This is a genomic window from Curtobacterium sp. MCLR17_034 (assembly GCF_003234485.1).
Taxonomy (GTDB): domain Bacteria; phylum Actinomycetota; class Actinomycetes; order Actinomycetales; family Microbacteriaceae; genus Curtobacterium; species Curtobacterium flaccumfaciens.
This window is the reverse complement of record NZ_QKTH01000022.1, coordinates 46,856-57,694: the sequence shown is the minus strand read 5'-3', so window position 1 is coordinate 57,694 and position 10,839 is coordinate 46,856. Positions and strand designations below refer to the sequence as shown.

7 protein-coding genes are annotated in these 10,839 nt (G+C 72.0%); all 7 read right to left on the bottom strand.

Features of this window, described 5'->3' with window-relative positions; all coding sequences use genetic code 11:
* Positions 1–44: 44 nt before the first annotated feature.
* Entirely contained in the window at positions 45–5,921 is a 5,877-nt protein-coding gene (locus tag DEI98_RS16740) for an Ig-like domain-containing protein (protein ID WP_146243549.1), read from the bottom strand.
* On the bottom strand, positions 5,918–7,330 hold the full coding sequence (locus tag DEI98_RS16735; RefSeq protein WP_111101377.1) for a serine/threonine-protein kinase: 1,413 nt from the start codon (positions 7,328–7,330) through the stop codon (positions 5,918–5,920). Before DEI98_RS16735 ends, DEI98_RS16740 begins: the two co-directional genes overlap by 4 nt.
* A gap of 130 nt (positions 7,331–7,460) precedes the next feature.
* Positions 7,461–8,282, bottom strand: a complete 822-nt coding sequence (locus tag DEI98_RS16730; RefSeq protein WP_017885739.1) for a PP2C family serine/threonine-protein phosphatase — start codon at positions 8,280–8,282, stop codon at positions 7,461–7,463.
* A gap of 3 nt (positions 8,283–8,285) precedes the next feature.
* A complete protein-coding gene (locus DEI98_RS16725; RefSeq protein ID WP_146243548.1) occupies positions 8,286–9,104 on the bottom strand; it encodes an FHA domain-containing protein in 819 nt (272 codons plus the stop codon).
* A 25-nt stretch (positions 9,105–9,129) separates the two neighbouring features.
* A complete protein-coding gene (locus tag DEI98_RS16720; RefSeq protein WP_027465775.1) occupies positions 9,130–9,687 on the bottom strand; it encodes a hypothetical protein in 558 nt (185 codons plus the stop codon).
* A gap of 121 nt (positions 9,688–9,808) precedes the next feature.
* Positions 9,809–10,561 (bottom strand): YaaA family protein, encoded by a 753-nt coding sequence (locus DEI98_RS16715; RefSeq protein ID WP_258370650.1) that lies wholly within the window; start codon positions 10,559–10,561, stop codon positions 9,809–9,811.
* A gap of 14 nt (positions 10,562–10,575) precedes the next feature.
* Positions 10,576–10,839 (bottom strand): F0F1 ATP synthase subunit epsilon, encoded by a 264-nt coding sequence (locus DEI98_RS16710; RefSeq protein WP_027465776.1) that lies wholly within the window; start codon positions 10,837–10,839, stop codon positions 10,576–10,578.

Here is a 10,839-nt window from a genome sequence, read left to right as displayed (position 1 = left end):
GAACCCGCTCCCGGCGGCGGGAGGGTCGGGGCAGGTCGGGGGCGTCAGCCGCCGGGAGCGGGTTCCGGGGCGGGCTGCTCGGGAGCGGGCTGCTCGGGTTCGGGTGCCGCATCGATCGACGCGCTCGGCGGGTTCGGGTCCTGGTGCCCATCGACGACCGCAGCCACTGTGACGTACCCGTCCCGCAGCGTGCTGTCGATCACGGGCAGCTTGTCGGGGGCGTACTGCTGTGGCGGCTCGCAGCCGTCGGAGAGCAGGCGGGGTACGCAGACCTGGACGATGTAAGCCGACGGCTGGAGCCCGGCGTTCTGCGGAGGCGCAGTCACCGTCAGTTGTGTCCCGGCCGTCACGGAGTCCGGCAGCGTGGCACGGGTCTGCACCGGGCGCAGCCCGCCCACCGTGGAGCCGTCCCCGCAGAAGTTGGACGTGCTGTCCGCGCAGGCCACCACGGTCACGCTCACCGTCGAGCCGAACGCGGCACCGGTGACCCAGGAGCCGTTCCCGCCGAAGGACACGAGGCCGCCGCCGTTGACCGAGTAGGCGTAGTGGTCGATCGATCCGTTGGGGCTCGGCTGGGCGCGCGGGTTCCGGATGCGGATCGCGTACGTGCCGTCGTCCTCGCTGAACCGCTCGACGCCGATGTCGGCCGACGCGGTCCCCGGAGCGGAGTACCCCTGCACGGACGCCGCACGGCTCGGCGTGCAGAACAGACCGTTGTCGGCAAGCGCGACGTACTGGAAGTTGCCGTTCGAGTTCAGCGTGTCGTTGGCGCTCCCGCCGTCCCAGCGCTTGTCCGAGCCGGTGGTCGAGCAACCGCTCGGAATGTTCACCCCGGGCGGGTACCGCACGATCGTGAGCGTTCGACCGCCCCCGGCCCAGTCGTTCTCGGCCGCACTGAGCGACACGTTGGTCCGCCCGGGCGACACGTCGCGCGACGCGTTCAGCGTCGGGACGCCCGGCGTCCCGACGGCACTGCCGGTGGCGGACGCAGAGTTCCACTGCACGACGGTGCCGTTGCGGTCGGCGTCGTTGCGAGCGGACACCGTGACCTTGTACTGGGCAGCGCTCTGGGCGCCGGTGAACGAGGTGTTCGTGGCGGTGCCGGTGTGCCGCGTGGTCGACAGGCCGGGGCCCTCGATCGTGACGATGTAGTCGTCGACCGCGCTGCCGTTGTTCGGCGCGGACACCTTGCCCCACTTGACGTCGAGCTGGTTCGGTGTCGCCTTGCTCGGCGTGACCGTGATGCCCTTCGGGGGTGCCGGCACGAAGTCCGCACTCATCGGACCCGAGCGGGACGAGGGCTTCGAGTCGCCGATCGCGTTGGTCGCCACGACCTGGAACCGGTACGACGCCTTCGGGTCGAGTCCGGTCAGCGTGCACACCGTCGCGGTCCCGCAGTTCTTCGAGACGCCGTTGGTCCCGACGACCCGGTAGCCCGTGATGGGCGAGTTGTTGCCCTGCGGGGTCGACCACGTGAGCGTGACCTGACCGCCGTCGTAGGAACCGGTGCGGGTGGGTGCACCCGGAGCGTCCGGGACGTCCTGCACCGAGATGGTGACGTCGCCCCAGACGTACCGGTCGGGATCGTTCGTCGCGTCCGCCACCTGGTACTGCAGGTGGGCGTCGCCGGGCTTCGCGGTGTCGGCGACCGAGACCTGCAGGCGCGTGCGGTCACCGCTCGGCGTGACGGTGACGCCGCTCGGCAGCCCGCCGGACAGCCCGCGGATGTTCACGACGCGCAACCGCTCACCCGGGAACGGGTTGGTCGGCTGGTCGTTCGTGAGCACGTCGATGGTGGTGGTCGCCCCGCGCTTCGTCACCGACCGGTCGGGACCGGGCTGGACCACGGGACGGGTGGAGGCGACGACGCCGACGGTGACGGTGCCGGCGCGACCGGTGTTGGCGTCGTCCGCGACACCGATCCCGATCGACGCGGTGGTGTTCTTCTTCGCGGTGTCGGCGACCGAGATCGTGAGCTGCTGCTTCGCGATCGAGGCGGTCGTCCCCGCGGCGGGCCGGCCGACGATCGAGTACCGGAGCTCGGGCAGGTCTCGGGGGTACGGGTAGTCGGTCAGCTTCGTCAGGTCGATCTTGCGCGTCTCGCCCGGCTGCATCTCGACCGAGGATCCCGTGAACGCCGGCGGCTGGTTCGACCGGGGCGTGACCGTGATCGGGAGCACGAGCGTGGCGACGCGGCCCTTGCCGCCGTTCGCCGACGAGCCGTCGGTGACCTCGAACGAGATCGACGCCTTGCCGTAGTAGAGCTTCGCCGACGTGAACTGCAGCGTCGAGGAGTCCACCACCAGGCTCTGCCCGTTGGCGTGGGTGGCCTTGACCGTGCCTCGGTCGGTGATCTTCGCGGTCTCGCCGTTCGCCGTCACGACGAAGTCCTGCAGCGGGATGCGGACGGTGGCCTCGCTCTTCACCGTGACCGCACCGGCGCTGCGGTTGATCTGGGGCAGGGCGTCGTCGAAGCCCGGCACGTTGATGAAGCCGTAGGAGACGATGTCCGGGTGGTCGGCCCGGGCGACCGAGAACGGGATCACCTGCGAGTCGTCGGTCAACCGGACGGTGATGCGGCCGTCGTCGGTGGGCGTCGCGGTGTCGCCGTAGCCGGGGACGACCCCGACCCGGAGGTCGGCCGCGGTGCCCTCGGCGAAGAAGACGTTGTCGAGCACGTCGACGGTCACGCTCTGCCGGTGCAGGATGTCCTGCAGGTCGAGGGTCGTGTCGTCGACCTCGGGCCGGAGCGGCTGGGCGTCGGGGTCGACGGTCACCGTGAGGAAGGCCGTGCTCGATCCCCCGCTGCTGTTCGCGACGGTGTAGAGCACCGCGAAGTCACCGCTCTTCGCCGACTCCGGAGGCGTGACGCGGATCTGCTGCTTCCGGAGGACCTTGGCAGTGACGTCCTCTGCCGTCGGCTCGGCCTGCGCGACGGTCAGCTGCCCGCCTTCGGGGTCGGAGTCGTTCTGCAGGACGCGCACCGTCACCGACCCACCGGGGCGGATCGTGACGTGGTCGGCCTCGGCCACGGGGTTCGAGGCCTGCTCGGCGCGGGGTGCGATGCCGACCCGCACGGTGCCGGTGGCGCGGGCCCCGAGGGCGTCGACGACGGTGTAGGTGAACTCGTCGGTGCCGGCCGAGTAGTCGCCCGCCTCGTAGGTCAGGGCGTCCGAGCCGACGTCCGAGACCGACCCCTTGTCGGGGTTGGAGCCCACGCCGACCAGCTGGACGGAGTCGCCGTCCGGGTCGATCCCGTTCAACGGCACGCTGACCCGCACCGACGACCCGGCGACGACGCGCGCGGTGACGGTCTGCGGGACGGGCGGGTTGTTCGTGGCGGCGTCACGTTCGCGCACCGAGATCGACACGGCGGCGTCGGCGTACTGGCCGTCCGGGCCGGCGACCCGGTAGACGGTGGTGTAGTTGCCCGGCGTCTTCGGGGCGAGGTACCGCAGGTGGTCGCCGGAGACGAACAGCAGGCCGCCGTCACCGGGGACGTTCTGCACCAGTTCGGGCTGCAGCGTCAACGGCTCGCCCTCGGGCTGGGTGTCGTTGTCGAGCACGTCGATGTTCGCGACGTCGCCGACACGGACGGTCGCGCTGTCCGGTTGGGCGACCGGCGGTTGGATGCGGTCGGGCTTCGGGACCTCGACGACCGTGATCGTGCCGGGTGACGACGCCAGGCCGTTGGTCTCCGTGTACCCGAACGAGACCGGACCGTCGAGGGGCGCCGTGAGCGTGACACGGACCGTGTGCTGGTCGAGGAGGCTCGCCTGCACGCCGCTGCCCCGTGGGGGTCCGTCGAGCGCCGTCACGAGCAGCACCCCGCCCGCCGGGTCGATGTCGGTCGCGGTGACGTCCGTGTCCTTGGTGGACAGGGTGTTCACGAACACCGTCTTCGGCGTGGTGATCGGCGCCGTCGAGGCGTCTGGTGGCGCGAGGACGGTCACCCGGACGATGCCGCTCGAGGTCTTCACGCCGTCGGTCACCGTGTACTCGAGCTGGTGGTCGCCCGCCCGCTCCCCCTGCACCCGGAAGGTCCCGGCGTCGTAGCTCGGGGTGACGGTGAGCCCGGACGCCGACGACACGCTCGTCAGCGTCACGGTGCCGTTGCCACCGCGCACGTGGTCGAGCGGCTCGACCGTGAAGGCCTTGCCGGCGTACCCGGACACCGGGAACGGATCGGCGCGCAGCGGGACGGTGCCCTGCTTGGCGACCCGGACCGTCACAGCTCCCCGGCCGTCGGCGCGACCGTCGCTCACGACCAGCTGCACGGAGCGCTCACCGGTCCGGCCGCTGTCGTTCCGGAAGTCGAGCAGGCCGTCCGGTGTGGTGGACACCCGGTCGCCGTTCGATGCGGTCGCCGACTCCAGGTAGACCGGGTCGCCGTCCGGGTCGACCCAGTCGCCGAGGACGTTCGAGACGACGTGCCCGTTCTGGACGACGTCGGCCGAGGTGTCACGGACCTGCCGCGGCGCCTCGTTCTGACTGTCGGGGCGCACGCTGACCCGGACGGTCGCCGTGTCCGATCCGCCGTTGCCGTCGGTGATCGTGTACGGGAACGTCACGGTCCCGGTGGCGCGCGACGACAGCGTGACCTGCAGCCGTTGGCCGTCGCCGACGATCGCGACGCGGCCGGCGGACTTCGAGATGGTGCCGACCTCGCTCACGATGATCGGGTCACCGTTCGGGTCGTAGTCGTTGAGCAGGACCGGGAGGCTCGTGGTGCGTCCCGGACGAGCGCCCAGTTCGTCGTCCACCGCCACCGGCGGCTTCTGGTCCTTGTCGACCTCGGGGTCGTCGTCGGAGACCTGCTCCTGCTGCTGCTCGTCGTCCTGCTTGATCAGGTCGGCCCAGTTGTCGATGAGCTGCCCGCTCCGGTCGATCGCCCAGGAACGGCCGCTCGTCGGGTCGTTGGCGACCACGGTGTCGCCGTTGTGCAGGATCTGCAGTTCGCTCGTGCCACCGGTGCTCGCCAGCCGCTGCAGCGCGTTGCCGTCACACGTGTCGATCGCCTGCCCGCCCGCCCACGCCGCGTACGTGCAGGAGCCGTCGACGTAGGGCCGCGCGGCTCGTCCGGCCACCTGGAGCGCGGTGGCGTCCACGGTGCCGGAGGCGCTGACGCGGACCAGGCCCGCCGTGCCCGCGACCGTGACCTGGGCCGTGCTGTCGGAGGACCGCTGGAGGGCCGGCGACGACCCGACCCGGTCGCCGAGTTCGACGGTGCGGCCGTCGACCGACAGGGCACCGCTCGTCCGGTCGAGCACGGCGAGGTGCCCGTCGAACGTGGCGACCTGGAAGTCGTCACCCCGGTCCATGTCGACCTTCCACCGTTCGGCGACGGTGAGTGTCGTGCCGACGTCGACCAGCGACGCCGTCCCGGTCTTCGCGGAGTAGACCGCGACGTGGCCGTCGGAGGCGTCGAAGACGGTGTCGGCGCCCAGGGTCAGGTCGGCCTTGGCCGACGCGTCGAACTCGGCGAGGTCGTTCGCGGGGGTCGCCCAGAGCTCGCCCGTGTCGGCGTTGCCGATGACCGCGGTGTCGCCCGCGAAGAAGACCTGCGGCGTCCCCGCCGGCAGCGTGATCGCATCGCCCACGGTGGCGTCGGCGACGTCGACCCGGGCGACCGTGCCCTTGGTCTCGTCGACGCTGTAGACGGTGGAGCCGCGCTGCAGCACGGACAGGTCGTCGCTGGCCGTCTCGACCGCGGTGTTGAGCTGCAGGATGCCGGTGTTCGCCCGACCGACGGCGCCGTACTCGGCCGAGGGCACCCATACCGTGCCGTCGCCGAGGTCGACGCGTTGCGTGTGGTACCCGGTGGAGACGATGGCGGTGGTCGCGACGACGGCGGCGACGAGCACCGAGGCACCGGTCGTCACGGCGGCGGAGCGGTGCTTCGCGAGGAGGGCGCGGATCACCCGGCGCTCCCGATCGTCGCGCACTTCTGCGCGCTCGCGGCACCCGTCTTGCCGTCGCGGTTCACGGCGACGGCGATGCACTCCTCGTCGCCGCGTTCACCGGAGACGACGAACGTCGTGCCGGTCTGCTGGCTCGACGACCCGTTGGACGAGATGACGTACGTGTCGCCGCTGCGCAGCCCCGGGTCGGTCCAGCTGAAGGACACGGACTGCGGCGACGGCTCGGCACGGACCTCGGCCACGACCGGGATCGCCCCGGCGCCGAGCCGACCGACGACGACGACCGTGGCGATCGCGAGGGCGGCGACCACGACGACGGCCAGGGACGTCGCCCAGACCAGGGTCGAACGGGTCCGGCGCCGGGCACGCGTCACAGACCCGGTGCGGTGCACGGTGCCGACGCTGTGCGAACCGCCGGCCACGACCCCGCCCTGCACCGCGCGGCGGGTACGACGACGCCCGCCGACCCGGGTGGGTGGCTGCAGCTCACGGATCACGGTGCGCTCACCGTGCGGGGTCGGCGTCGAGATCGCCCAGGCCTCGACCGCGACGTCGGCGGACGTCTGCGGGATGCCGAGCTCGGCCTCGACCTGCTGGAACCCGCGGACGAGTTCCATCACCGTCGCGGGGCGTCCCTGCGGCTTGCGGGACAGCGCCGAAGCGAGCAGGCGCTCCAGCGAGGGCGGCACGTCGGTGCGACCGGTGGGCTTCACGCCGCCCTTGTCGATCCGGTGCATCAGGTCGTTCGCACCGTTCTTGCCGCCGCGGACCTCGAACGGGCTGCGCCCGGCGAGGAGCGAGTACACCGTCGCCGCGAGTGAGTACACCTCGGACTGGATCGTGCCGCGCGACTCGTCGATCAGGACCTCGGGCGCGGACCACGGGATCGACATGCCGATCGGCTCGTCGGGGTCGGTGCCCCCGATCGTCGCGGCGATGCCGAAGTCGGAGAGCACGGGGTTGCCGTAGGCCGTCAGCAGGATGTTCGACGGCTTGATGTCTCGGTGCAGCACGCCCTCGCGGTGTGCGGTCTCGAGCGCCGACCCGATGCGGATGCCGATCGACAGCACCTCGGACACCGGGATCGGTTCGCGGCGGTAGCGCTCACTGAGGGACGAGGAGCAGAGCTCCATGACCAGGTAGGGCCGGCCGTCGGCGGCGACGCTGGCCTGGAGGACGGTGAGGATCGACGGGTGCGTGCTGAGCCGGGCCATCAGGTTGGCCTCGGCCTGGAACATCTGCCGGACGCGGTCGTCGACGACCTCGTCCAGCAGCACCTTCACCGCGACCTGTCGTCGGGGCATGTCCTGCTCGTAGAGGAAGACGTCGGCGAAGCCACCGGACCCGAGGACGTGCACGGGACTGAAACCGCCGATCACGGGCGGGTTGGACGGTAGGCGTCTCGCCATGGTCCTCTCCTCCCCCGGCCGAGCGGCCAGCTCTCTCGACGTGGCCATGTCATTGTACGAAGCGTGGGTGACCGACATTCCGCACGCCGATCCCCCACAGCTCGACGTGTTCCCCCAGTTCGGGGGCCAGCTAGTGGCGCGGCAGCGTGTCCTCGAGGTCGCCGTCGTCCGGTGCGGCATCGACCTGCAGCACCACCACGGTGACGTTGTCACGACCGCCGGCCACGACGGCGTCGCCGACGAGGCGCTCTGCCAGGTCCTGCGCGCCCGGCTCACGTGCGGCGATGCGCGCGATCCCGGCGTCGCCGAGCTCCTTGGTGAGCCCGTCGGAACAGACGATGTAGCGGTCGCCGGCCCGCAGGGGCAGGGTCCACCAGTCCGGCGCCGGCGGTTCGCCGAAGCCGACCGCACGCGTGATGACGTTGCTGTCCGGGTGCTGCTCGGCGTCCTCGGCACGAAGCAGGCCGGCGTCCACCATCTCCTGCACCACCGAGTGGTCGACGGTGACGCGGCGGAGCACGCCGTCCTCGATGCGGTAGGTGCGGGAGTCACCGACGTTGAACACGAGCGCCGCGGGCTGCCCGAGCGAGGCCACGAGCGCGATCCCGGTGACGGTGGTGCCCGCGCCGATGGCGTTGCCGCCGGCTGCACGCTCGATGTCGGCGGTCGCGAGGAGCAGCGCACGCTGGATGCCCTGACGCGTGGTGAACGGTTCGGCCGTCACCTGCTCGAGCCGACGCACGACCGCGTCACTGGCACGGTCGCCCGCGAGGTGTCCGCCCATGCCGTCGGCGACGACGAAGAACGGCGCGCCCACGATGTAGCTGTCCTCGTTGTGGTCACGCCGCCGACCGACGTCGGTCGCGGCTCCCCACGAGAGTGTCAGGGTGGCGCCGTCGGCACCGGGGACGTCGATGGCGTGCGCAGTGGCTGCTCGGCCGAGTTCGGTCACGTGTCAGGATCGCTCTCTGGTGGGTCGGGGCGTGCCGTGTGCTGTCTGATCGGAGGGCCACGGGGGAACCGGAGGCAGCCCCTCTGCCGTCGGTGCGACCCGGAGGTACGGCGAGAGGACCTCGATGGCGTTGCCGTCACCGATCTCGACTACCGTACCCGTCAGCGCGACGATCGACGCACCCGACGCCATGCGGTAGGCGGGCGCCCCGGCCGGGCGGACGACGGTCCCGTTGGTGGACCGGAGGTCCTGCACGACGACGGCTTCGCCCTCGGCGTGCATCCGGACGTGGGACGACGACACCTGCCCGTACGTCGACCGCACGGTCACGAGTTCGGGCTGCGGGCCACGGGTGACCCGCGGCAGCGACGGCCGTCGCCCGATGACCACCGGGTGGTCGAGCCGGAAGGTGCGGTCGCCGATGCGGATCGAGGGCACGCGTGCCGTGGGGGCGGCGGGCACCGCCGGGACGGCCGGGAGGCCCGGGGCGGCACCCAGGAACGGGCTCGGCCCGGCACCGGGTCGCGCCGGCACCCGGACGACGGTGTCCTCCGGATCGACGTCGTCCACCGCTGCGGGTGGCTGGTCGGTTGCCCCGGCCGCGGGCCGGATGACCGTGTCACCGAGGACCCCGTCGTCGGAACCGGGGTCGGGGTCGGGGTCGGGACCGGCTCCCGGGACGACGGGACCTGCGCGCCGGATGACGGTGTCGTCGACGGCGTCCGCCGTCCGGTCGCCCAGCGATCGTCGGGGTCGCCGGATGACGGTGTCCTCGATGTCGTCGTCGTACAACCGGAGCCCTCCCAGTGTGGTCTCCCCCACCGTAGACGATCCGGTCGACCCCACGTCATCGACGCTCCCACGACGGCCCGCTGCCCGCGACGACCGAGCGCAGGACGAGCCCCGCGAGCGGGTCGTCCGCGCGGGTCTCGAGGGCGTACCGGGCACGCGTCTCCGCCCGGGCCCACGACCCGAGCGCCCACGCACACCAGGCGCCGAGCGACAGGGCGCCGGCAGCGCCCGACGATCCGTCGAACGGGCCGTCCTGCGCCCGCCACACGCGCCATGCATCGGCACACCGGTCACCGGCGAGCCGCACGCGGGCCCGATCGGGAGCCGGGCCGAAACCGTGGAGCGCCGGCGGTGTCGGATCCGCGAAGGGGTCGAACACCCGGATCGACCGGGGATCGGGTGTGCCCTGCGCCGCGATGAACGGCACCAGGGCCATCCGGGGCGCGAGTGCGCCGCACGCGGTCACCACGGCCGTCGCAGCGGCCGTCGACAGGTCGGCGCGACCGGGCGCGACCAGCGCGGCCGCCGCAGCGGGGAGGGTGACCGCCGCGGCGATCTCGCGAGGGAAACGGACTGCGGAGCCGGGGCCGGACTGTGCCGTGAGAGGGATCATGCACGCCATCGAAACGTGCTTGGAGCCTCCAGGCAGGGTCGCCCCGACCATCTGTGGACCGGAGCGAGCCCGCTCACGCCTGTGGAGGACGAGCCGACCCGGCACCCAACCCGGCACCCGCTCAGGCGACGACGGGCTCCAGGCTCTCGGCGACCAGGTCCCAGCCACCCTCGTTGCGCTCGACGACCACGCCGTTCGCGGCCGCCCAACCGACCAGGTCGTCCATGCTGCCGATGCTCGCGCCGGTGCGGGCGAGCAGCGCCACCAGGCGACCCTTCGCGGTCTTGTTCCAGTGGTTCAGCGCACGACGACGACCGGAGCCGTCGACGCTCACCACCCGTGGTGCCACTGCTCCGGACACGGGACCGAGCTGCCGGTACCCCTCGGACCGCAGGTCGAGCACCAGGCCGTCCGCACGGGTCAGCAGGGAACGGGTTGACACCGCGGGCCAGTGCGCGGCCAACCGGATCGAGCCGAGCCGGGAGTCGTGTGAGAGCCGGTACGCCGGGATCGGGTCACCGGCACCGATCGGACCGAACATCGCGGACTGCACGATCACGTGTTCCGCCCACCACGCACGGGTCGCCGCATCCGCGTCCTGCGCGCCCAACGGGTCGTAGAGGACCCCGGTGTACCGCTCGATCGCGGGCATGGTGCCCGAGGTGTCGAGCTCGAGGTTCCGGAGCCGCTCGGCGATCGACTTCGGACCGAGCTTGAGCGCCGTCCTGGCCGAGGACTCCTCGGAACTGACGAAGCGGGCCGCGGTGATCACCGCGGCCCGCTCATCGGCCAGTTCCGGGAACGAGAGCGCACGCAGATCGAGCGTGCGGCTCGTGTCCCCGCCCTCCCGCTTCGTCTCCGAAGGCGGGAGCAGGACGGTCAGTCCGGTCAGGACGCCAGCGCGGCCTGCCGCGCGACGATCGTCACCGTGTCGTGCTCGACCGACAGGAAGCCGTCCTCGGCGTCGACCGCGACGGTCGACCCGTCGGCCCGCGTGATGCGGACCTGACCCTGCGCCAGGATCGCGAGCATCGGCTCGTGTCCGGCGAGGATGCCGATCTGGCCCTCTGTCGTCCGTGCGACGACCATGGTGGTGTCGCCCGACCAGACCTCACGGTCCGCCGAGACGACGCTCACGCTGAGACCCGCCAT

Bases quoted from the DNA above. Each gene is read 5' to 3' on its own strand.
- DEI98_RS16710 (WP_027465776.1), bottom strand. From the start codon at position 10,839: ATGGCGGGTCTCAGCGTGAGCGTCGTCTCGGCGGACCGTGAGGTCTGG.
- DEI98_RS16720 (WP_027465775.1), bottom strand. From the start codon at position 9,687: ATGATCCCTCTCACGGCACAGTCCGGCCCCGGCTCCGCAGTCCGTTTC.
- DEI98_RS16735 (WP_111101377.1), bottom strand. From the start codon at position 7,330: ATGGCGAGACGCCTACCGTCCAACCCGCCCGTGATCGGCGGTTTCAGT.